Source organism: Streptomyces coryli (assembly GCF_011044975.1).
GTDB classification, from domain to species: domain Bacteria; phylum Actinomycetota; class Actinomycetes; order Streptomycetales; family Streptomycetaceae; genus Streptomyces; species Streptomyces coryli.
Genome location: NZ_JAAKZV010000002.1, coordinates 120747 through 143452 on the forward strand (window position 1 = coordinate 120747; position 22706 = coordinate 143452).

The 22706-nt window shown below is 66.3% G+C and carries 17 protein-coding genes, 1 tRNA gene and 2 pseudogenes; 6 read left to right on the forward strand and 14 right to left on the reverse strand.

All coding sequences use genetic code 11. The features are described 5' to 3' along the window. Together G5C51_RS42740 and G5C51_RS01365 are read left to right on the forward strand one after the other, a co-directional pair. The gene (locus G5C51_RS42740; protein ID WP_240929296.1) at window positions 1-390 is read left to right on the forward strand and encodes a hypothetical protein; all 390 of its coding nucleotides are present in this window, start codon (window positions 1-3) and stop codon (window positions 388-390) included. Beyond that, the gene (locus G5C51_RS01365) at window positions 368-787 is read left to right on the forward strand and encodes a hypothetical protein (RefSeq protein WP_165230103.1); all 420 of its coding nucleotides are present in this window, start codon (window positions 368-370) and stop codon (window positions 785-787) included. Before G5C51_RS42740 ends, G5C51_RS01365 begins: the two co-directional genes overlap by 23 nt. A 49-nt stretch (window positions 788-836) precedes the next feature. On the opposite strand, the pseudogene G5C51_RS01370 reads toward G5C51_RS01365, so the two are convergent. Together G5C51_RS01370 and G5C51_RS42745 are read right to left on the reverse strand one after the other, a co-directional pair. Next, window positions 837-1448, reverse strand: a pseudogene (locus G5C51_RS01370) (ATP-binding protein); the annotation flags it as partial. Beyond that, on the reverse strand, window positions 1445-2485 hold the full coding sequence (locus G5C51_RS42745) for a Mu transposase domain-containing protein (protein WP_240929297.1): 1041 nt from the start codon (window positions 2483-2485) through the stop codon (window positions 1445-1447). The pseudogene G5C51_RS01370 and the gene G5C51_RS42745, both read right to left, overlap by 4 nt. Before the next feature lie 89 nt (window positions 2486-2574). Here G5C51_RS42745 and G5C51_RS01380 point away from each other — a divergent pair, with 89 nt between their 5' ends. Beyond that, on the forward strand, window positions 2575-3168 hold the full coding sequence (locus G5C51_RS01380) for an Imm21 family immunity protein (protein ID WP_338117971.1): 594 nt from the start codon (window positions 2575-2577) through the stop codon (window positions 3166-3168). 27 nt (window positions 3169-3195) lie between these two features. Here the strand turns inward: G5C51_RS01380 and G5C51_RS01385 are convergent, their stop codons facing one another. The 3 genes and pseudogenes from G5C51_RS01385 to G5C51_RS01395 all read right to left on the reverse strand — a co-directional run. Continuing rightward, on the reverse strand, window positions 3196-3435 hold the full coding sequence (locus G5C51_RS01385; RefSeq protein ID WP_165230106.1) for a hypothetical protein: 240 nt from the start codon (window positions 3433-3435) through the stop codon (window positions 3196-3198). Window positions 3436-3598: 163 nt separating this feature from the next. Continuing rightward, the gene (locus G5C51_RS01390; protein WP_338117972.1) at window positions 3599-4000 is read right to left on the reverse strand and encodes a VOC family protein; all 402 of its coding nucleotides are present in this window, start codon (window positions 3998-4000) and stop codon (window positions 3599-3601) included. Beyond that, window positions 3977-4684, reverse strand: a pseudogene (locus tag G5C51_RS01395) (alpha/beta hydrolase); the annotation flags it as partial. The gene G5C51_RS01390 and the pseudogene G5C51_RS01395, both read right to left, overlap by 24 nt. Before the next feature lie 124 nt (window positions 4685-4808). Here G5C51_RS01395 and G5C51_RS01400 point away from each other — a divergent pair. Continuing rightward, window positions 4809-5759 carry a helix-turn-helix domain-containing protein gene (locus tag G5C51_RS01400; RefSeq protein ID WP_420824776.1) on the forward strand — a complete coding sequence of 317 codons (951 nt, stop codon included), beginning with the start codon at window positions 4809-4811 and terminating at the stop codon, window positions 5757-5759. A gap of 425 nt (window positions 5760-6184) precedes the next feature. Here G5C51_RS01400 and G5C51_RS01405 read toward each other — a convergent pair whose 3' ends face one another. Together G5C51_RS01405 and G5C51_RS43635 are read right to left on the reverse strand one after the other, a co-directional pair. After that, window positions 6185-7972 (reverse strand): hypothetical protein, encoded by a 1788-nt coding sequence (locus tag G5C51_RS01405; RefSeq protein ID WP_165230112.1) that lies wholly within the window; start codon window positions 7970-7972, stop codon window positions 6185-6187. Window positions 7973-8128: 156 nt separating this feature from the next. After that, window positions 8129-8263 (reverse strand): hypothetical protein, encoded by a 135-nt coding sequence (locus G5C51_RS43635; RefSeq protein ID WP_276617573.1) that lies wholly within the window; start codon window positions 8261-8263, stop codon window positions 8129-8131. 1179 nt (window positions 8264-9442) lie between these two features. Here G5C51_RS43635 and G5C51_RS01410 point away from each other — a divergent pair. Next, window positions 9443-10288, forward strand: a complete 846-nt coding sequence (locus G5C51_RS01410) for a hypothetical protein (RefSeq protein WP_165230115.1) — start codon at window positions 9443-9445, stop codon at window positions 10286-10288. A 215-nt stretch (window positions 10289-10503) separates the two neighbouring features. Here G5C51_RS01410 and G5C51_RS01415 read toward each other — a convergent pair whose 3' ends face one another. The 6 genes from G5C51_RS01415 to G5C51_RS01440 form a co-directional block, all read right to left on the reverse strand. Beyond that, the gene (locus tag G5C51_RS01415; RefSeq protein ID WP_165230118.1) at window positions 10504-14460 is read right to left on the reverse strand and encodes an NACHT domain-containing protein; all 3957 of its coding nucleotides are present in this window, start codon (window positions 14458-14460) and stop codon (window positions 10504-10506) included. A 14-nt stretch (window positions 14461-14474) separates the two neighbouring features. Further along, a complete protein-coding gene (locus G5C51_RS01420) occupies window positions 14475-14885 on the reverse strand; it encodes a DUF6375 family protein (RefSeq protein WP_165230121.1) in 411 nt (136 codons plus the stop codon). After that, a complete protein-coding gene (locus G5C51_RS01425; protein WP_165230124.1) occupies window positions 14882-15784 on the reverse strand; it encodes a radical SAM protein in 903 nt (300 codons plus the stop codon). The genes G5C51_RS01420 and G5C51_RS01425 overlap by 4 nt, the downstream gene beginning before the upstream one ends. Before the next feature lie 1965 nt (window positions 15785-17749). Beyond that, window positions 17750-19648, reverse strand: a complete 1899-nt coding sequence (locus G5C51_RS43915; protein WP_165230127.1) for a tetratricopeptide repeat protein — start codon at window positions 19646-19648, stop codon at window positions 17750-17752. Between the two features lie 403 nt (window positions 19649-20051). Beyond that, window positions 20052-20273, reverse strand: a complete 222-nt coding sequence (locus G5C51_RS01435; RefSeq protein WP_165230130.1) for a hypothetical protein — start codon at window positions 20271-20273, stop codon at window positions 20052-20054. Between the two features lie 235 nt (window positions 20274-20508). Beyond that, window positions 20509-20838 (reverse strand): hypothetical protein, encoded by a 330-nt coding sequence (locus tag G5C51_RS01440; protein WP_165230133.1) that lies wholly within the window; start codon window positions 20836-20838, stop codon window positions 20509-20511. A 583-nt stretch (window positions 20839-21421) separates the two neighbouring features. Here G5C51_RS01440 and G5C51_RS01445 point away from each other — a divergent pair. Beyond that, window positions 21422-22441 (forward strand): site-specific integrase, encoded by a 1020-nt coding sequence (locus G5C51_RS01445; protein WP_165230155.1) that lies wholly within the window; start codon window positions 21422-21424, stop codon window positions 22439-22441. A gap of 99 nt (window positions 22442-22540) precedes the next feature. Here the strand turns inward: G5C51_RS01445 and G5C51_RS01450 are convergent. Beyond that, window positions 22541-22614 (reverse strand) — tRNA-Pro (locus tag G5C51_RS01450). Window positions 22615-22706 lie beyond the last annotated feature (92 nt).

Genomic DNA, 22706 nt, shown 5'->3' on the forward strand with positions numbered 1-22706 from the left:
TTGCAACTCGACGACGTGGACCGGCTCGCCCAAACCGTTCGGCTCGGCAAGCGACCTCACCCCGTTCCCCTGGACCCCGCATCCTGGACGGTGTTGCAGCGGTCTCTGGCCCATCGCGAGGCATGGCCGACCGACAACCCGCACGTCATGGTCACCAAAGGAACAAAGGCCGGGCGAAGCCCGGCCTCGATCGCTTATCTCTCACACGTACTGGACGACTGCGGCTATCCACCCCGGATGATCCGCAGCACTCGCCTCGTCGACCTGGTGAACACCATGGACCCCAAACTCGTCGCCGCGGCCTTCGGCATGGACCCCCAGGCAGCCCTGATCTATCTTGCCGACAACATCGATCCCAGCCGCCTGCATGACCAGCAAGAACGGAGTTGAACAAGTGCGTCACCTCACGCCGCCCTTCGCTCTCGGAGCACTCCGCCGCGGGATGCAGATCGAGCAGTTCTTGGGGGCGATCGAACAAGGCGGCCAACACGGTCTCCGGTGGATCGCAATCAGTCCGGGCCGGACCGGTTTCACCGTCTATCTCAGCGATGTCGAAGATGTCGGCAGCGACACCTTCCTGGACATCACCGAGTTTCCACCCCTCGACCCAGACGACGAGACATGGGGAAAAGCGATCACCACGGCTGCCGACCCGGAGGAAGCCATCAGCTTGGCGGAACGTGAGCTTGGGGCGCATCCCGAGCGCTGGGTCAACCAGGGTGTCGTCTGCAGCGAGTACCTCGACTACCGCAACACCTCCAGCGACGCCCGTCCGATGAACCCGTGAAGTTTCGGCAGTACCTCGCACGAGTTCGCCGGAACATGTGCGCTTTGCTGAAGCTCTCGTTTGAGGCGATGGCGACGCTGTTCTTCTCCTCCCTCTCCGTCAGAACCTGGAACAACAGCTCGGCGCCGCGGCGGTCGAGTTCCATGTAGCCCAGTTCGTCGATGCAGAGCAGGTCGACGCGACCGTAGCGGGCGATGGTCTTGGTCAGCTGGCGGCCGTCGGCAGCCTCGACCAGCTCGTTGACGAGCTTGGCGGCGAGCACGTAGCGGACCTTGAAGCCGGCGATCGCCGCCTCGGTGCCCAGCGCGATCAGCAGGTGGGACTTGCCGGTGCCGGAGTCGCCGATCAGGCAGAGCGGCTACCCTTTGCGGATCCACTCGCAGGTGGCCAGAGCATGCACGATAGCCGGGGTGACGTGCGGGTTGGCCTCGAATCCGGCCGCCTTCAGGCGCCGTTCCGAACGACGCCGGTCGCGGTCTTCGCACTCGGCCATCAGCAACTCGACGAGGAAGCCGCGGTAGGTCATCTGCTCACGTTCGGCGGCATCGGCGGCCGCGGGAAACTGGGATCGGATGGTCGGCAGCCGCAGCACCCGGCAGGCGGCGTCGACGGCGGCGTCGGCGGCCTGCTCGGTCAGACCACGGGGTTGGGTGACGGTCATGGCAGCTCTCCCTGGGTGGCGGGATGGTGGTGCTTAAGTAAGGCGTCGTAGGCGGCGACCGAAGGTGGCGGGCGGGTGTCGACCGGCAGCGCGGTCAGCCGGCGCTGGGTGAGCGAGGTGACCTGTGGTGGGGCCGCCGGCAGGGTGGTGGCCCGGGTGAGGGCTGGCGCGGTGTCGCCCTGCGCGGCCTTGCGGTCCTCGACCGCGACGGTGTCCGCGGTCAGCGCGCCGGCCTGCAAAGCGGCCGCGATGCCGGCGACCACATGATCGTGGGTCATGGTGCGGTGCAGCAGGAGCACGGTGATCAGCTCGCGGGTGCCGGTCGCGTCGCCGTGGGCCCGGCGGACCGCGGACCACCAGGCGTCGTGAACCGGAGTGAACTTCCCGACGGCGCGGGCTTGTTCCAGTGCGGTGGCGCCCGGTAGGGCACCGGGCTTGCGCACCAGTGCCTCCAGATAGTGGTCCAGTTCCAAGCGGGACTGGCCGCGGCGGGTGAGCCGCTCATGTCGGGCGACCTCTTTGAGCCCCTCGTAGATCACCAGCTCCGAGGCGTGCAGCAGCACCCGGACCGGACGGCCGATCAGCCGGACCGGCACTGAATAGTGGGCCTGCCGGACGGTGATCTGCCCGTATCGATCAACGCGGGGATTGAAGACCCGGCCGGTCTCAAAGGGTTCATCCGGCAGTGGCCGCAGCAGCGAGCGCTCCAGCGCGAAGGACTGCCCGACGGTGTGCGGGCGGCTCCCGATCCGCCGCTCCTCGTCCTGCTCATCCCATAAGTCGATCATGCTGTTCAGCTCGGACAGCGAGCCCACTTCCGGCACCGGGACGAGATGGTTGCGGCGGAAGCGGCCCACCTCGCCCTCCACTCCGCCCTTCTCGTGCGCGCCCTCCTTGCCGGGCTGGCAGTAGAAAGCCTCCAGGCCGTAGTGCGAGCGGAAGGCCACCCATCGCTCGGCCTCGCGGCGATCCCGGAAGCCCAGCACCCTCGAGACCGCCGAGCGCAGATTGTCGTAGCGGACCTTGCCGATCGGCACCCCTCTAATTTGCGGGTCTTGGTGTCAAGAGATGCTGCTGCTGGGCGGCCTGACCGCTTGCTGTCAGAGGCCCCGAGGATACTGGCGTCGTGACGACGTTCTCCTCCACTGCGGCCGCCTCGGCCGAGCCTTCCCGCACCTGGGTCGAGTCCATGGGCGGCCCGCTGATCGCAGTGCCGGTTTCCGCGCTGAGCCAGTGGCATGGTTGCACCCAGTCGGGGATGGTCGTCGGCAGCGATGACGATCTGGACGACTACGACCGCGCGTGCGAGGTGGAGGGTCTGGCCGGCGTGATCGCCGTCGGCGCGGATGGTGCCCAGGGGCTTGTCCTGGCGGACGAGCCGGCCAGCAGCTTCTATCTGCCGGAGCACCGGGCCTTCGTTCGCTGGCTGGGCGCCAACAGCGAGGACGACCTGCTCGCCGCGGCCCGGGCGGTGCTCGCCGATTCCACCGCCATGTGGGAGGAGTGCGGCATTTGGCAGACAGATGGCCCAGCGGTTCTCATGGACTCCGTGACCGCAGGAGCCGAGGTCAGCGTCGGGTACCCGAACGGCGCAGGCATGCCGGAGCAGGCCCCCGTCGCCCTGCCGCCCGGTAGCTGGATGGTCCGCGCCGTCCATGCCTCACCCATCGAGGACACCTCGGTGGGCGTGATCCAACTTTTGCCTCAGCCATCGAGCTGATCGAGATCAGCCCTCGGCAGGAGGAGGTCAGGATGCTTCGCCGTCGAGTCGGCTGAGGAGTCCGGCGAAGATCTGCTCGCGGGCGACCTGTCCTTTGGCCGCCGCGTCGTCTCGCTGGCGTTCGAGGGTGGGCCGGAACTCGATCGTGGTGACGAAGAACGTGCAGGACTCGCAGATCGACTCGAAGTGGCAGTCCGTCTCGACGGGGCGAGCGCAGTAGCCGTTGCCGAGCATCCGGCGGTGCACTTCCCGGCGAAGCTTGGCCATCTCCGAGCCTTCGGCGTCGGCCGGCAGCTGCCATGGGGTGTCGTATAGGGCCTCGACCTTCTCCGAGACGGCGAAATACTCGTCCGCAACGGTCCGGTTGACTAGGCCTGCGGGCGCCCTCGATCGGGCCGGTGGCTATCGGCCAGCCGTTGGCGAGGGCGGCTCAGGGGCCGACGTATTCGTACACGCCTCCGTGGGGATGGCGCAGTATCGCGCGGAGGCCGTTCGGGGTGGGCTGTGGCGGCATCACCATGGTGGCGCCGGCCGCGACCGCTTCCTCGATTACGGCGGTCAGATCCGCGGTCGCCACCGTGGCATTCACTCGGGCGGCTTGTTGCACCGCCTCGTCGGGGCCGCTGATCAGGAGGAAGGGGCCGACGCCGGCGAGTTGCACTCCCGCGTATGCGAAGCGTGCGGCCTGCTGCCCCGTCAGGCGCTCGTAGAAGGGGATCGCCGCTTCCAGGTCGTCGACGCGCTGCCGTGCGATCACGGAGTCAATCTTCATCGTCATGCCGGAGTTCCTCTCGGAGTCGGTGCCGATCAGATGGGCCAGGACGCAACGCATCGCGTCGCGGATCGCCTCGCGCGAGGTGTCGGTCGGGTCAGCGGTCTCGAAGCCGTGGTGTCCCTGCGGCACGTCTATCACCTCGATTGCGGCTCCGCAGTCCTCCGCGGCGGCCATGAACTCGGCGACTGTCTCGGCGATTTCGGGTGCTTCGAGTCCCACGCGGAGCACGACGATCGGGAGGCCGCCGGCTTCGCGCACCGCGTTCACCGGGTGGAAGCGGCTGCCGCCGAGTCCCCAGTCCGGCAACGGGGCGAGGAGCGGGTAGCTCGCAGCCAGGCAGCGGAGCCAGAACGGTGGCCGACGTAGCCAGTCCGCGATCAGCAGGCCGCCACCGGAGAAGAACCACAGCGCGATGCGGTCCCGGTCGACACGCGGATCGGCCCTGACGAGTTCCACCGCGGCCAGGATGTCCTGCGCGGCTCGGGGATAGTCGCCGGCATCGTGCAGCCGATGGTTAAGGGTCGCCCCCACCGCTCCGTGCTGGGCGGCGAACCGCGCGTGCCCGATCAAGGTCGGCCAGTCCCGGGGGGTGGGCCGGGCGTTGGCGGGCACCGGACCGCCATGTACGAATACCACCGCCGGGTGCGGTCCGTGCTTCGCGGGAACGTAGAGGTCGACGTGTCCGATCCGCTCGCGCGGCAGGTCCGGGGTGTCCAGCAGGAATGGCCGCAGGTGTACGGGACGCTCGTCACTCATGGGCCCGCCAGTGAAGTCGGCACCAGGAGTATTGCTGTCATGGTCCTCTCCCGTTCGTTTGTGGCGTACGCCGATACGGTAGGAACTCCCCCTGAGGGAGGTTCAAGTGGTGCCAGGGCACGACGACGGTTTGTGGGGCATCGGCGAGCTCGCCGGGCGCGTCGGCGTCACCGTCAAGACGGTCCGCTTCTATTCCGAGCGCGGCCTGTTGCCGGAGGCCTCCCGCAGTTCCGGAGGCCACCGCCGCTACGGCCGGGACGCGCTGGGCCGGCTGCGTCTGATCCGCTCGTTACGCGCACTGGACCTGCCCCTTCCGCAGGTGCGGCGCATCCTCGATGAGGACGCCGGGGCAGGCCAGGCACTGGAGGACGTCGTCGACCAGCAGCTGCGCGAACTCGGCACCCGGCTGGTGACCCTGCGCTGGCGCGAAGCGGCCCTACGAATGATCCAGGAATCCTCGCCGCAGGAGCGCGCCGATCGGCTGCTGCTACTCGGCGCAGTGACCAGCGCCCCCAACACGGACTCGCTGGTGCGGTTCTGGCGCCGCTGGCTGCCGCCGCGGATGCCCGCGCGCGCGATCGCGGCTTTCATGGAACAGACCGTGCCGGAACCACCGGACAACCCCACTCCCGCGCAGGTGCTGGCATTCGCGCGGCTCCACGCCTACGTGACCCGCCCATGCACCAGCACGGCCCCTCGTGGGCAGCCAGCGGCCCACCGCGCCTCCCCGGACTTCCGCCCAGCGGTGTTGTACGACGGCCTGGGCGAGGCATACGCCTTGGCGGCGGTACAACTACGCCGCGAGCGGTCCCCCCATTCAGGAGAGGCACTGGACTGTTTCGTCGCTGCATACGCCGCCGCATCCGGCACCTACGACGGCGTGGACTTTCGCCGCCGGCTCGCCGGCCAGCTGGCGCAGGATCCGCAGATCGACCGGTATTGGGAGCTTACGGCCGAGGTGATCGGTCCGATAGACGGGCGCCCGCCGCCAACCCCCGGCAGCGCGCACGATTGGCTGCTCACAGCACTGACTGGGCAGATACCCGAGCTGATCGCCTGACGACGGCTGGCTGCGGACGGCAACCGCCGCCAACATCGACCGGTGTGGGGGACGGACGAACGGGCGCCGTTGACGCTGTTCCACGCGTGGGAGCGTGGGCGCTCCCACTCCGCTCCCGAGAAGCGTGCCCCGGACACCGAAAAGGCCGTCTCCGCGATGCGGAAACGGCCTTTGACCTGCAACTCTGGACATCCGTCCGAGTCGGGACGGCGGGATTTGAACCCACGACCCCTTGACCCCCAGCATTCAAGTGGCTGAGCGGCGTACTACGGCCCATTCCTCAAGGTCGGACACCAGCGTACTCAGCCGAGTAAAGGAGTCCCGCTTACCGGTGATGATCCGGCTGATGCGCCGCGTGGCGGCTGTCGCCGATGAAGCGGCATGGGGCGGCTTGAGGAAGGGGCGCACAAGCCAGGACGGAAGACTCAGGGGTGGTGTTCGTTGAGCCAGAAGGGATCCCAGTATCGCAGCTGCGGCCTGGTGGCCGGGTGCATGCGAAGGCCACGCGGCCCGTCGGCGTCTGTCTCCGGTATGTCGATGAGCCAATCGAGAACCTGATTCGGGAGCCGGTCGGGATTCTCCAGATCGGTCAGGAGGGCCGCTGAGCCGCGGTCGTCGTACGGCTTTGGCAGTGCGGCTCCGCCGGCGGTCGCGTCCTCGATGACGCGCCGGCAGATGCTGCGCCAGCGACCCTGCCCCCACCAGGAGTCGGTGTAGCTGGTGGAGCCGCCGATGGTCATTAGGATCAGAGTGGTCACCGGACCTAGGACCTCGTATTCGATCTGCTGCCAGCGGGTGAGTTCGTCGGTGACCGTGGAGGCCACTTCGCTCCAGCCGGGTCCGAAGAGTGAGTGGATCGGGGTGCCGTCGGGGAGGGACCACTGCGGGTCCGTCAACGCCGAGCGGATGGCGTCCCAGTTGATGCCCTCCGCTAGGCAGACGTGCTCCTGGGTGATGCGGGTGACGGCGATGTTGACGCGTGCCATCAGCACGTCGGTGGCCAGGTGATGCTCCTCCACCGCGGTGTTGTTGCGCCAGCACCAGGCGGCAACACCGAGCGCAGCAGCGTCCGGCACGATGTCGGGCGCGACGTCCCGGCCCGCGATCCCAACCACCCAGTCCAGATACGCGCTCAGCCACTCGCTATCGCTGACTTCCCGTAAAAGCTCGGTCAATGGCAGCTGCCGGAAGTCGGCGGCCGGCTCGAATATCCGGCGGATGCGCCCGAAGGCGAACTCCTGCTTGGCCTCCTCAGGAGCGGAGTCGGCGACACGGACATGCGTGGCATCCAGGAGTCCCGCTTCACCCGCGGCGCGAGCGACTGCTGTCACCGCTTCCTGACCTGGTGCCCGCACGGCCAGTTTGATGGCATCGTCCAGGAGAGAGAAGGAGTCGGGCCAGTCCCCTGTGACATCGTCGAACGGCTGCAGCTCCAGCGCGGCCTCATGTGGCCAGTACTCGGCCACCAGGCACCCGTTGCCGCGCCAGAGTTCCGAGAAGAGCAAGGCGCCCACTCGGGGATCGAAGTCGCTGTCCCACTCTTCCGGCAGTTTGAAGCCTGCCCACTCCAGCGGCGCCAGCAGTTCGTGCAGTCGTTCAACGTAGCCGCCCCACTCCCCATCTGTGGGGCTGTTGGGGCGATTCGCCGGTGCGGCTTCCAACGGCCCGGTCGGCGCCGCCGTGCCGGCCGGAGACGGTAACCGGTCGTGATCTCCGTGATCGATTGCCTGGGAAGACTCACTGAGGAGCGTCCACGACTGAGCCGCTTGCTGGGCGTCTTGCTCCCGCTCCACGGCACGGCAGCGTGCACACAGGTAGCGGTAGTCCTTGCCGAAGCGCGCCGAATAGCGGGTGAGTGAACGCTTCTTCCCGCAGTCACGGCATGGGCCGCGGCCGCTCTTGGGCCACCACAGCCACCACCGGCCTTCGTAATCCCACGGCTCGGGCACTACTCCCCGGCCGACAAGCACCTCGGCCAGCCGGCACATGCATCCGCCGTCGTGATGGCGTGCCGCACTCGCGTAGAGGAGATCATGGGCGGCCAGCACCACGGTGTCCGGGACGTCTTCGCCAGTGTCCATCCAGCGCAGCACCCCCAGTGCCGCGGCCACTTCCGCCGCCCCGTCGGTCTGCGCGGCCGCGGTGCAGCCATGGCGTGAGGTGATGGCTTCGGCGGCGTCGATGTCCGCCGGGGAGGGCTCGGGAAGGCTCACAGCCGCAGCGTAGCCTGGGGCGGCGCCGGCAGCTATCCAGGTGCCGAAAACCTCATTCGCGCAGGCCAAGCCGCGTTGCCGCAATCAGCGGCGGGTGAGTCAAGACCATCTCTTATGCTGCTCCATTGCGTCTACCTCGCCGTCACTCACAGCGGCTCACGAATCCGCCGCCCGGCACCCGGTGAGCACCCGACGCCCGGCCAGCCGGGATTTCCCAATCCCGGCCTCCCCCTCGATCACCAGCATCGAGCGGGGATCGCTGGCGTCCACGACCAGCCTTGCCGGCTCCACGTGGCGCCCCCCATGACCGGTGAGACCACCCGGTCAGCAGCATGCGGCCCGCTCACCGTCGTTATCCGCGCATCCGATCTGCGCCTGCCGAGAATGTCGTCCACGTAGCTCAGGAGCGTCACCCGCGGTGCGGCAGGATGAGCACTCGTGCATCTTCGTCTCGCGTACCTGACCGTCACCAGCACGTTCGTCGCGCTGCGGTTACTCCCGATAAGCGACACGACGAGGAGGCCATTCCACCCTCAGTTTCAGTAGGTCAGATGGAGAGTGAGGGCAGTCTGGTCGAGCGCGGCGGTGCGGGGGGCTGCACCGCGGCTTCCGTAGCAGATGCTGGCCCTGGCCTGCTCACCACGGGTACGGATGCGGGCGTGGGCGGAGTTGGCTGCCCGCTGCTCGGTGGGTACGTGGAGCCGGCAGACGCGGAACGGCACCCGGATCGTGCGGACTGGGCCTGGACCCCGACCCGGGGCCGACCAGCCCCATGAAGGCTCGCAGCAAGATCCTCTACGTCAACTCGAAGATCGCGGCTGCTGCGAAGAGCGAAGAGGAGCGCAAGGCGGCCACGATGGGGGACTGGTTGGTTGACCACCCAACGTGACCACGACGCGGTACAGCTTCTACCACCCGGATGAGATCGCATACGTGGTCGGCTGCGCGTATGGAAATATCATCTCCGCCTATGAAATCGACTTCGATGATCCGTATTGGTTCACAGTCGACGCCCGAGGACGCAAGCGCGTGGTCTTTAACGGTATGCCTGCCGTCGACCTGACGCACTGGATTGGTGCGCCGGCGCCGCACCCGTGGCGGCGCGGAGAAGCCGTTCCTGTCAAGACCGGGTCGGTTGACGAACTACTCCATGGTGATGCCCCCAATCGATGTCGATACTTCTTGTGGCCCTGCCCGCCGCGCTGTGATTGGGGGTCATTCTTACGGTCCTAGACAGCGGTGACGTAGCTGTGGTTGTGCCTGCGGGCGTTGCGGTTACCGTGCGCACGAGCGGCGAACGTGCCGTTTAGTCGACGCTGGATACTGGCGTCGGAATCAGTCCAAGTGTTGTAGGAAGTAGAGAGATGTGAGCTACTAGCTGACCGGGGCCGGCAGTGGCCCGAAGCGGAACGAGTCTCCAGCAACTGGCGCTTAGGTTCTACCGATCTTGAATCTTCACTAGGGGTGGGCGTGGCGACGAAGTACTACTATTGGTCGAACGGGCGGGCACAGGAGTTCGCCGACAACAACAGCATCGAACCCGAACGGGGGGACGTACGAGTCTCGGGCGGAGTAGATCTCAAGTTGGCGAATATGCAGTTCGACCCGAGGAAGCGGACGTCGCTGAATCGGGCGGCGCTGGCTGCGCGAATCGAGAAGGAGCTTGGTGACGAGGCTGAGACGTCGTTCGAACGCCCCTCGCCTGTAGGGTGGGCCAAAGGCATGGGACGGGTGAACTTCGCGCATATCGTGGGTACGCGTACGACGGACAAGATGGTACTGATGCACGCTCAGCCCCTCGACCCCGAAGGACGGCGGGTGGATCTGTGTATGTTTGGGAGTGCGGAGCATCTTCGCCCGTTCAAGCTCACGGATCCGTATGCTGACGGTCATGTCAGCTCCGATGCGATGGTTATCGAGCATCTACTCAGAGGTCTCGGGGCGCCGGTTGATGTCACGACGGGTGAGGAAGACCTGGAGTATGTGGGGTGGGCGGCGGTGTGGCTGGCCTTGAACCAGGGCTTTCGTGGCCCGCACCATGAGTACGTCGACCGGCCTTGGCTACGAGACTTCGCTCTTGGGCACAGTGAGGCGTGCGAGTGGATGACCGAGGTGAACTGGGACATCACGCGCACGGCCGGACGTTGGGGCGCTGCCCCTCAGGTGGGGGACTGGCATCGCGTAATTATTGGGTCCCCGCTCTGGGTGCGGACCGCGAACCCCGAATCGCTTGTGCGGTACAGACGGCTGCGTAGTAGGTCTCGGCGATGGTCGCTGCAGTGTCTGGTCGGACTGGGGAGAGGGCATGGGCGATGATCTCCAAGAACGCGTTCAGCGCTTGGAGATACTCATTGATCTTTAACTCGTGTTGTTCGTCGGTGGAGTGACGCCGGTCGGTCTCGGGGCTATATCCTGGGCATGAGGTATGCAGGGCGACGGCACGAGCAATGAGAGCGGGCGCTACGCTAGCGGTTGCGCCTAGAAACCGCAGAGCTATTCGCGCAGGACTGCAGCAATCAGGAAGTAGTTCGTCAGTGCTGTTTCGTTTGGCGCCAGATGTTCTGATGAGCTTGGTAGATCTCGTGCAGAACACCGGATGGTCTTTCGGGCCAGGTGGTTCTCATGGCCCGCTCTCCCCAGCAGAAAATAACGATCGCACGGCCGGCCGCATACCGTCGCAGGAGGTCGGTGCGTAGATACAGCATCTGGCCCTTGTATCCGGAAGGGGTTGCGAAGGACCGCGCGGCCAGTGCGCCGCAGGGTTCGGATTGGTCAAAGCCTGCCGGAAGGGCACGCAGGTCGAAGGCCTGTGAGAATAGTCGGCTGGGGACGTAGGCGGTCGCCTGGTTCTGGCTGCTGTGATGGGATTCCCAGGTGAAGTGATGGGCCAGCCGCTCGAAGCGGAGGTCGGGTCTGTCGTAGCGCAGGGTGCTGCTGTACAGCGCTTCTGCTGTCATTTCCAGTTCCGGCTCGGGTGAAGCGAATCGGGTGTGCCATGGGATCTCACCGGCAAAGAGGTAGTACTCGGCGGGCAGGTCGATCATGTCTCGCCCCGGGTGGGGCAAGGCGTCGAACGCATCCAGGACTCCGGTCAGGTTCTCCTGGTCGACGAGGACGGTGTTGAACAGGCCGAAGGTGTCCCGTCCGGTGATCACGTCCTCGGTGTCGATCTCTGCGTGCACGAGCAGCCACGGGCCTTCGTCCCCGTCAAGGGTTCCCGGTGCGAGGAAGCCGTCCGGCACGTTGACGACTCCGTGGCGCAGCCATTCGAGGTCGTCAGCTGGTGTCCGCGGCGTCCACGGGCCGAGCGGGAGCGCGGCAGGCCGCGGGGGCTGCGGGAAGGTCGGGTCGATGTCTACTTCGAGGTGCTCGGGTGGCTGGCCGCGGTCGGCCAAAATGCCCGCCACTGTGTGGAAGCCGATCCAGCCGTACTTCTTGCCATACCGGTCGGTGCGGCCATCTGACGTGCGGCGTTGCCGGGAGGTTGTTGAGGTGATTTGGCCTTCCACCTCGTCGAACAGGTCCGGGCGCCAGCCCAAGGCGTGGACAACGCCGAGGACGAGGGCGGTAGCCTCTTGGTGCCCGGGGTGGGAGTCGTCGTAGTTCCGTCGGTCCGGGAACAGCCGCCCGAGGGTGTAATTGCCGAAGTCCATACGCATCGTGTGGCGAACCTCCTCTCGGCGTGGATCGCCGTCGGGCAGCGGACTCGTCATCGGTGCGACGGTGAAGTTCAAGGGCAGTTCGGCTTCGGAGGGGACGGTAGCGGGATAGTGGTGGCGGACGAGGTCGAAGGTTGAGGAGACGTAATAACGGGTCAGCGCGTGGAAGGTGGGGTGGGTGGCGTCGGTTCCGGTGAACGCGTTCAGCAGCCCTGCCAGGTAGGTGGGCAGGGCGGCCTCCAGTACCGGGTTGTGCAGCTGATTAGCCGTCGCGACGCCGTAGGAGGCAGCGACCATGCGTTCTCCGACGTAGGCGTCGTTGACGGTGATCGCTTCCAAGGTCAGGGTGAACAGTCCACTCATGTCGTACCGGCCATACCAGTACAGGGCCGCCGTGGCGGCGTCACGAAGGTCGCGGTCGGTACTCGTCAGCGTCCACATCAACCATCGCGCGCGCAACCGGTCGGCCTCTGTGCGGTGTGGATGTTCGCGCCAGCGTGTGGCCAATGCGGTCGCGTCGGCGAGGAAGGAGCGGCGGTGCGTGCGCAGCCACTCACTCCATCGCAGATCGCGGTCGGCGACCGGCCGACTCCGCAAGATCCGGTGGAGGAAGTACGCATTGAGGGGGTGCCCCGAGGCTGCGCGGGTGCTGTAGAGCCGATGGAAGATGTCATCTCGTCCGCGGAGATCGTCGCTGTGGTTGGCGAGCGCCTCCACCGTGGCGGAGTCGAGGTGGGCTGCCTCGAGGCCGGCGGCGTGCAGAAGAGCGGGTAGGCGGAGGGGTTCGGCGATGGCCTGCCACAGTTGCCCGGCACCGGCTCGGGGCATGACGCCTGCCAAGGCCTGGAAGATGTCGGTGGCGAGCGGGTGCCGCTCGTCTGACCTTCCGGTGAAGCGTGCCAAGGTGGCGTCCTCGCTCAGAGGCTGGGCGATGCCCCTGCCATGAGCATGCACGAGGCTGGTGGCGATGACATGTCCGGCCATCAGATCATAGACGAACGACCAGGTCGCTCCGCCAATGCCGTCGGGGTGGCGAAGGAGAACCTCTTCGTGTTCGAGCGCGGGGAGAAGGCTCTCCTGCCAGCGGCGGTGGGTGTCCAGGCACAGCTGCTTCGCCTGAGCGTCGGGAAGATCGCGTACCTGATCGTCCCACAGGGCATTTCCGAGAGCATCGAGTGCCTGATTGACGTCGTTCGGGTGGATGGACGGGATGAGTTCGTAGACGCGGCGGGCGGCGGAGGTGAGGTATTCACTGAAGATGCCGGTCAGGGAGCTAGGCAGACCTGCGGCGCTGACGGGGTGACTGCGGTCGCGGTTGGCCACGGTGCAGAAGATCTTCAGTGTCAGCGGGTGGCCGAGGAGTTCGCGCGGCAGGTCGGCGCCGCCCGGTTCGATCTTGTAGTGGGAGAAGTAGCGGGCGATGGCCTCGTCGAGGTCTTCATCGAATCCGTCGAGCTCGAGGATGTCGTTCACATCGGCGGGGATCGTGTCGTTGAGAAACGCCTCGCGGACCGTGCATACCACGAGTACGGACGGGTACCGTCTGAGGGTCACCTGCAAACTGCGCAGCAACGGCGGCCACAGAGTGGGGGTTTCGGCCTCGTTCAGGCCGTCGATGACGATAGGCAGGCGGCATCCGGCGCGCTGTGCGGCCGCGTCGACTGCGGCAAGAAGCTCCTCGAAGGAGACCAGGGGTTTACCCGCTGCCGTGACTTGGCCAGCGAGATGGTCGAGGGTCTGACGGGCGCTCAGGCGCCTGCCGTAGAGCAGGACACCGGCGGGGCGTGCCGATGTGGGCGCGGTGAGCGTCGCGGACAATTGTGTCTTGCCGAATCCGGCATCACCGGTGACCACCGCGAGCCGGGTCGACAGGTGACCGGTGACGTGGAGGGCGAGGGTGACGGCGTCGCGGATGTGCGCGATCAGATTGGTCAGCGGCAAGGCGGCTGCGTGCCGCAGGGCACGCAGCCGCCGGAGCACGGCTGGCTGCGTGCCAGGAACCTGAGGCACGGTGCGGTCTGTGGCGCCCAGCAGTGGGGAAGGCTGGCTGTTGCTGATCTGCTGGTGCGCCTCTTGCAGAAGTTCGACGACGTCGCGTCCCGCGGCGACGATCGCCGCGGTCTGCTCAGCCAGTGGGGCCGGTAGCGCCGTGGCCGCGTCGCCGAGTGCTGCTTCGAAGCGGGCGATGTTGCGGTTGGTGTCGCTCAGGTCATCCCACGCATCGGGTTCGGCGAGCATCCGCCGAAGCCGGTGCTCGGCAGCCGACGCCTGATGCACCTCGGGGATCCAACGTTCGCCGGCTTCGGCGGCGGCCCGCGCATGCTGTTCGGCAAGACGCTCCGGGGTCAGGACGAGTGAGCCGAAGTAGGCCTCCCGCAGCATCGCAGCATCGCCGACTAGTAGATGGCCAAGATCGACCTCCGTGGACAGATGCAGCTTCATCCGGGTGGACAGGCCGTAGAACCATGTCTGGTCGCCGGCGGTGAGGGGGTGTCGGGTCCACAGCACGAAGTCGGTGATACCCGGAAAGTGCTTCTCGGTTTTCTCTAGGGAGTCCTCAACGTCGTTGCGGCGGCTGGTACCGATGGCGCGGCCTGACTGGATGTCCCACCATTTGGTCTGCCATCCGAAGCAGCGGCCGGGTTCGCCGAGCGGGCATCCGGGCTGGTGGATGTCGAGGTGAAACTCGACTCCAGGCTGCTGGGCCTGGGTGATGAAGCGGCCGTAGCGGGCGTATGCGTGGGCGACAACGCCCCGGCACAACAGCTCGAAGTTGTCCCGGGGGCTGCCGGGCAACGCGGTGAACTTGGCCCAATCCAGCGAAGTCATCGGCTCGTTCACCCTCACTCGCCCCGGCCGTGCCCAGTGCCGGGGTAGTTGTGTGCGGAGTACACCTCGATGCGGGCCCCCTTGTGGAGGAGGACTTTCAGCAGCGCCTGGACATCGATCTCATCGGTGGTCACCACGATGGAGTTGCCGTCGCGGCGCACGGTGAGGTCGTACAGGAACTGCTCGAGTTCGCGTGACCCGACGCTGTAGATGTTGAGGTCAGTGAGCAGTTTCAGGACCTCGTCGCTGTAGCGGTCCTTCGGCTCGCCGACGGTGAGGCGGCCGGCCTCTTCCTCCGCTTGCAATACCGTCGTGATCTCTTTGATGAGGGCGTGGGCTCGTTCGGTTGTAGCGGCATCCTTGAACCGGCCGATCATGACGAGGTTCGTGGAGTGCTCGGTGCCGAATCCGTACCAGATCTTCATGCGACACCTTTCTGTTGCAGGCGGCTGAGCGCGGCGATGATGCCGCGGTCGTCAACCGGTTCACCCGCCGCGTGGTAGGAGGTCCGCCGGAGCGTCCCCGCGGCGTCGATGTGTGCATACGCGCGCAGTTCCATCTCGCCCGGCAGCGGCTGGGCAGTCAGCAATGAACCGGTGTCGCCCTCACCGATGGTGAGTGCCACAGGCCCGTGGTAACTGGCGATCCACTGGTGCAGAGCGGCGGTGACGTGCGGTCTACTGCTGCCAGGGTGCCCACGCCCGGGTCGCTCGGCAAGCAGCAGCAGTTCCGCTGCGCCAGTGGAGGCAGCCAGGTCGGCGACCCTATCCAGGTCGGCCAGCGTGGAGTCGTTGACGACACAGTTGATCCCGAACCGGAAGGCCTCCCCGATTTGCGCGAGTCGCTGCACGAGAACGGCGAAGGATCGGTTGCGCAGCTTCTCGTAGGTGGTGCCGACGCCGTCAACGCTGACGCGGACGAAGTTGACCGTTCCGGCCAGTGCTTCGATCAACTGGGGTGTGAAACGGTGCGCATGCGTCGTCATGGTCACCGCGAGGTCGGTGCGCTCAGCGACGTGACGACAAACCTGCGGAAGGCGGCGGTACAGGGTGGGTTCTCCGCCTCCGAAACCGACACCGAGGCAACCCTCCGCGTCCAGCTCATCGATCCAGGCGCACAGACGAGCGGCGTCCAGCACAGCGGCGGTTTTGGGCGCGTAGCAGAACGGGCACGCAAGGTCGCAGGCGTTGGTCAGGGCAATCGATACTTGCCGTGGGGCTCGAGCCCACTGCTCCTCGGGGACATCGGCCTCGTCGAAGAGTACGTTCAGGCCGGTGCGGCGGTCGAAGAGGTGCATCCCATCGGGGCCGACACGACGTTTCACCAGCTGTCTCGCATCACTTGCACATTCTCCACCCACGTTTGGGCTCAAAGCATGCCAGGGCATGCCAGGCTCAGTCACCAGATTCTTCAGAAGTGCTCTCCGGACGACACCCCAACAGCGACCTCTGTGATCAAGACTCCGGGACGCAACCTGGTTGCTGCGCGAGTAGACGCTACCGCTCGTCGACTATGCGGCGCACGCGCTCCGCTGTCGGCCCAGAGATCTCCTGGACCGCGTCGGCCGGCTCGCGGCTGCAGCGGAACCGGACGCGTCGCCACTTCGCGGCCGCCGAGTTGGCGGCCACGGTGATGCTGCGTCCGCCTTTGGGTTCGCCAGGGCGTCACGCCCTCTCGGGACTGGTGCTTCGATGGCGCCCGGAATCCAATGGAACGCGTCCCGGGCGAGCCATTCCGTGTCGGTGCCCGGGGCGCTGTGGTGATCGTCGTCCGGCTCGCCGCCCATAGGAGTGTGCGTCGATCCATTCCTCTGCGGCCGGCTCGGCGTCGAGAGTGCGGTAGCACGGCGAGGACTTCCACCTCAGTGCAGTTGAGCTGTAGTGCGTGTCGAGGGTCAGCCGGCCGCACCATGTGTCGGCGAAGCCGCGGCCGACGTCATCGGGGATGTTCAGGGTGTTCCTCGTGTGCGGTGCTTGTAGGCCCGGCGGCAGCGGTTGAAGAAGCGGTGCCCAGCGCAGCCGTTCGCGGCACCTGATGAATAGCAACTCAAGCGGTCCGTGCCCCTCCGGCGCGCGGAAGTCCGCTGAGGTGCACGCGGCTTATGTCAGTGCGGCCCTACATACTTGGCGGTGCATTGATCGCAATAGTTCGACGAGTCGGAGGCCTGCCACAAATGCCCGTCGCCACCCCGGTCGATCAGCGAGCCGTCGCGCTCGTACAACTGCGCGGAACGACGACAGACTGCGAGTTGCTTGAACGAGAACAAAAAGTCCGGGACTGGCCCATACTCGAAAGGGTCTTCACGCGCGGCCGGCGCGGAGAGACTTTGGGCTGGAACTGCCATGGGGTGAGTGCGCTGCCAGGCCGCCTATTCGGATAGGGTGGTTGGACTAGAAGATCGCGCTTAGTAACCCAGATCCTCAGGGACTTTGGCATTGAGCTATGCCTCTAGCTCGTTGGGCTGATCCTCAGTTGGCTGCTCAAGTTCCCTAGCGTCCTGATGTAGGAGTTGCACGATTTCTGGTTTGTCGGGTAGATCTTCTCCGCGAAGGTAGGCGCCCATACACCCACTTGCGTCGCTCACTGCGTGCCAGACAGGGTGTCCAGGTCTGTCCCTGAGGAGCCTCCAGTGCCACATGATCAGGGTCGCAGCATCTAGTCGAGCGCGTAGCTCCGCAGACGTAAGCATGAGCACGTGGGTATCGATCGTGTGGATGTGGCGCACCAGCTCGTCATGGCTGGCGCTGGCTTCGCTGCTCGATAGTTCGCCTTTCAAGTGATGGATGGAGATCAAAGCTTGTCTGATCTCGCGACTTGCCTCTTCTTGTCGAGCTTCTAGTCGTCCTTCTTCGAGATCTCGTCGGTGTTGTCGATTGGTCCAAAGCGTTGTCCAGGTACTGCCACCGAGACCCAGAATGACCCCAACTAACCCAAATATTGCCTCTTGCAAGGATTCGTCCCTCTAGAATTGGATGAGGTGTTGCAGGTTGCTCATGTTGTCAGATGGGTTACCGCTAGGTCGGTGGAGCGGGTTTGGCCGGTGGCCTGCCTGGCGTGAGTGATCTTGGGGCCATGAGCTGACCGGCGATCGGGCAGGCTTCACCGCTACCCGCAAGTGCCCCGATCGGCCCCATGATCTTCGAGGCTCACGCCAAGGGAGGTGGCTAAGGCCGTGGAGCCGACCGGACCCGGCCACGGGGTTCCCTTCGATGTGGCTCCGCCCCTCCTGGCGTGTCGGCAACCGAGCCGCTTTCACAGACTCCACACCGACAGGCTTGTCCGGCTGTCGCTAGGGCTGCTGGCGTGAGCGCAGCAGTGTCAGTTCGGTGCGGGCTTGCCGGGTGGTGGGGTCGTCAGGGCCGTATCGACGGTCGCGTATGGCAAGGACCTGCGCGAACTCGCCTTGCGCCTCTGCCCGTTGGCCGTTCTCCCACAGGCTCGTGGCGCGCTGCCACTTGGCGTCGAGGACGACGGGGTGTTCGCGGCCGTTGGTGCGCACGAGATCTGGCAGGCAGGCGTCCAGCGCCTCCAGCGCTGCGGTGTGGTCGCCAGTGCGGGCCAGAAAATCGGCGATGCAGCAGCGTGTCTCAAGGGTGTTGATGTGGTCCGGTCCCAAGTGGGCTTCCTCCAACTCGAGGACCTCACGTGCTTGGCGTACGGCTTCGTCTAGATCCCCCATCGCCGCGACGATGCATGCGATGACGCGACGGGTGTCGAGTGTGTTCATCGCAGTAGGACCCAGGTGCACCTCCCGATCTGCCAGCAACGCACGGAACTGGTCGAGGGCGTCGGCTAGGTCGCCTCGGCGGCGGGCGCAGGAGGCGAGGTTATGCCGGATGACGTGCAGTCCCTCGTCCCCAGCGGGAAGTAGCGCCTCGTACTCGGCGAGGAGGGCCCGGAAAGCCGCTTCTGCGTCGCCGGGTTGCCCCATGAGCATGGTGTAGAAGGCGATGTTGTGACGAAGCGATCGGTTATACTCCAAAGGATCACCACCGGCATCATCCCCCTGACGCTCAAGCTCGCGTGACAAGAGGGCGATGGCTTCCGCGTAGCGATGCCGGTCGGCCAGAGCGGAAGCGCGGAGGAAGACGCTCTCGAGGAGCCCGGCGTCGAATGCTTGGTGGAACGCCCTGCGCTGATGCCATTGGGCCTTCCCGGCAATCCGGGGTATTTGATTGGTACTGGCGTGCTGGAAGACGATGTCCCATGTCTCGGCAGGGATAGTGGCTTGGTGGGGCTGGTCGACGAGGTAGTCGAAGGCGATGAACCGTGCGCTGTGCGCTCCCGTCCCCGACGGTAGTAGCAGGCTGCTGGCGCCATGTACCGGCTGCAGTGCCCAGTGCCAAGCTTCCTCCAGCGACTCCGGCCGAAGCGCGTGTCCACCCCGTGCCGCCAGATAGTGATGGTGAAGCTCCTCCAGCAGCTCCCGGGAAGCTGGCTCGTCCAGGCCTATGCGGCGACAGTCCACGGCCGCGGCCACCAGGGCCGCCGCACGTGGATGGGTACCGGCTTCCCACGCCGCCTGCCAGTCCTCGAGAAGTTCCGGGCCGGCGGCGAGCATCTCGGCCAGTCCGAAGGCATGGGTGTGGCGTAGCGCCCGGGCGATGCGGGGATCTTCTGCGAATGAGGACGCGGCTTCCAGCTCCTGAGGCGACCAGATCCTGTCGAGACTGCAGATGTGTGCCCGCTGCAGCACATCGCGACTCGCCCGCCATGCCGTCCGCTCCTGCTCGTCACCAGCAGGTTCGCGGCGGGCCGTGAAGCGCTGGTATTGGGAGGAGCGGATCGTGGCGACCCGTATCACCTCCGGACGGGCCGTCAGCTCGCTCAGCAGCTGTGGGCTGAGGCCGTCCAGGCCTAGAAAGCACTCGAGATCATCCAGCCACAGCACTGCCGGCTCCGTGAGACGGGATACGTACTCAACAAGCGGAATTACGGCGCTACGATCCACGGGCACCGCCAGACGATGCGAAGGAAGAACAGCCCGCATCGCTTCAAAAGCAGATCGCGACTTGCCTGCCGTGGACTCTCCTACGATCAGCACGAACACCTCGTGAGCCACAGCCGTCCGCAACGCATCGTCGATCTCGCGGGGCACGTAAGCGGGAAGGCGGCCGCCATTCGGTGACGCCTGATCCCCTTGGTCGCTGCGCGCCGGATGCACACCCAGCCGGATAGCGTCGCTCACGTCTGCCACCCGCGGCAGAAGACTACGTGCACCGGATACGGAGACTGCTTTGGCCACCTGCCCGCGCTGGATTGCCGAGCGCTCGAGCCATGCCTGCGTCCGGCTGCCGACAAACACTGTGCATGCGCTGACCGCACCCCCAACCGGCACAGCCCATACCCGGGGCAACCACACGGCCGCGATCAGTGCACTACCCACTCCGAGCGCACCGCACAGCGCCAGCGTCCCCCACGCAGCTGCGTGCCGCCACCAACCCTGGAACAACGACCCCACCTTCCAGGCATACGCTGTGCCTCGCTTCTACCGCAGCAGCATGGGACCGGGAACCCCTGCGGGTGTCGAGTGGCCTTAACGGTTCGATCTGGCCCCAGTTCCGGCCTCGAGTGGCCCCAGGGAGGCTTGCTCAGCTTGCGGACGCTGCGCCTGAGGTCATGTCGTATTCGTCGACATCCAGGACCGTGCCGGTGTCGGCAAGGAAGTTCAGCATCTCGCGGTCCAGGCGCCAGCCGAAGAGGTTCGGCCTGGCGGCGGCGTTCCTGTCTGAGCTTGCCGGCCGGCGGAAGTAGCGGACGATCTGCAGCACCGCGACGTTGCCGGCCTCGGGCTCTCGGTTCAGTTGGCGCACGAGTTCGGCGATGCGGGAGGCGTAAGGTTGAAGGCTCAGGGACGACAGGATCGGGGGAGTGCTAGCTCCCAGTCTCTCCACTGCCGCCGGATTGCCACAGGTCGCTCTCTTCGTACTGTCCTGGAACAAGGGAATCACCGGGTTGGGAATGCGGAACCCCTTGGCCCAGAAAGGGTCGGTGTCGTGGCCGTAGACGGTGGTGAGCAGAACGGCTCCCTGCCCGTCACCTGTCCGGTCAACTGCAGATCCCTGGACAGGTGCCGATCGGCTGGGTGAAGCCGCGGAGTTTGCGAGTCTCGTCATAGCCGGCGAGCTCGTACACCGTCTCCCGGGCCACAAACCCACCGTTCGCTGCAGCTGCAACGATCGCTTTAACTAGGGAGGGGTTGCGCACCATCAGCACGTCCATGAACGCTGCCAGCGACTCCGCTGTCCAAGTGCCTTCCTTGGGTTGGTCGTCGGTCGATGTCTCGCCCAATTGCTCCAGGTCGCGGACCGAATCCTCGTCCGCGTTCAGTTCGAGCAGTTCCTTGGCCCAGCAGAGCAGTTCACCTGGAGTGAGCATGTATAGCTCCCCCCGGCTCGTTCCCGCAGCTCCAGGATGAGTTCGGCACGGGAGCGGGGCGGGATGTCGTACCCGCGGCTGGTCCACCGGTCCTGGGACTGCCGCAGGCTTGGGTGACACCACCGTGTCTGGCCAGGTTCCGACTCGTCCGGTTCGCAGCTCGCGCGCATTACCAAGCGCTCCTGACCGCGCCGACATGATCCGATGCCACTTGAATGCCTATGTGGGTGTCGGTGCAGGTCGACTAGTTTCCCGAGTGTGATGTGGTCGCGGTGTGGTCGCATCCCCTACGCCATGATCCGCCAGCTGTTGCGCCGGGGCGCCGCCCTGCCACGGTGGACGCATCCAGATGCACCACCGAGTGGAGGTGACTGTTGTGATCGCTCTTCCTGAGCGTGGCCGCGTCTACCGGCGCTGCGGCTGCCGCACCACGGGCGGCAGGCAGCTCGGTGCCCGCTGCCCGAAACTCAACGAACCCGGTCGGCACGGAAGCTGGGCCTACGCCGTGGATCTGCCGTCTGCGGACGGCCGCCGCCGTACCCGGCGGCGAAGCGGCTTTCCCAGCCGGACTCGAGCCGTGGAGATGCTCGCCCGGCTGCTGGAGGCCGAACGCACCGGTATCGACGATGACCCTCGCCTGCGCGTCGACGCCTACTTGCTGGAGTGGCTGCATCTGAAGGAGCAGCAGCTCAAGCCCACCACCTACCGCCACTACCGGCAGTATGTGCACCGTGACCTGATCCCCGCCTTCGGCCGGCTCCGCCTGACACAGCTGCGCCCGCGGCACATCTCCGCCTTCACCGACGCCCAGTTGGCGGCCGGTCGGGGCCGCACCACCGTCTACCGGTGCACCGCCGCCCTTTCCAGCGCCCTCGGCCACGCAGTACGTATCCGGCTCCTCGCCCACAACCCCGCCGCGCACTCGCTCATGCCCCGGCCGGTGCCGCCGGAGCGGCTGTGCTGGAGCCCCGAGCAGTCCGCGGCGTTCCTGGTCCACAATCACGCTCACTATGGCGACCGGTTCACCGATCTGTTCGAGGTGCTGCTGGGCACCGGGCTGCGGCGCGGCGAGGCGCTCGGCCTGCACTGGGCGGACGTGTACCTGGCCGAGCGGGTGCTGTTCGTGCGCTGGACTCTCACCGCCATCGACAACAACGCCCTGCACCTCGGTCCGCCCAAGACCAAGGCCAGCCGGAACTGGGTGGCCTTGGCTCCGCGGGTGGCGCGCGCCCTGCACCGACAGGCCGCTCTGCAGATGTCGGCGCTCCCGCCCGGAGCCCCGCTCGAGGGACTGGTGTTCGCTGCCTCCGACGGTGCTCCGCTGCGGCCGCAGTATGTGCTGGAGCAGCTGCGGCGCCGTGCCGAAGAGGCCGGCGTGCCTCGGATCGGGGTGCACGACCTGCGGCACACCGCCGCCACCATCATGCTCAGCTCCGGAGTGCCGCTCGCGGTGGTGTCCAAGACGCTGCGGCACTCCACCCTGGCCACCACGGTGAATATCTACGGGCACCTGCTCAAGCACGCCGCCCGGGACGCCGTCACCACACTCGGTCACGCCCTGGACCAAGCCGGACCGAACCCCGGAGGCCTGCGCGCCGCCTGATGCCCCAGAGGCGCAGCGAATGCGACCACCTGGCGACCACTCGACCCCAAAACGAGATCAGCGGCTCTGCCCCTGTGGGCAAAGCCGCTGGTCACCGTGTCGGGACGGCGGGATTTGAACCCACGACCCCTTGACCCCCAGTCAAGTGCGCTACCAAACTGCGCCACGTCCCGGTGCCCGTCCGACCTGGGGTTTCCCCCGGCCGTTCGTGCACGAGAACCATACCGCACTCGGGGGGGTGGCAGGCAAAACGGTTTGGGGTGGG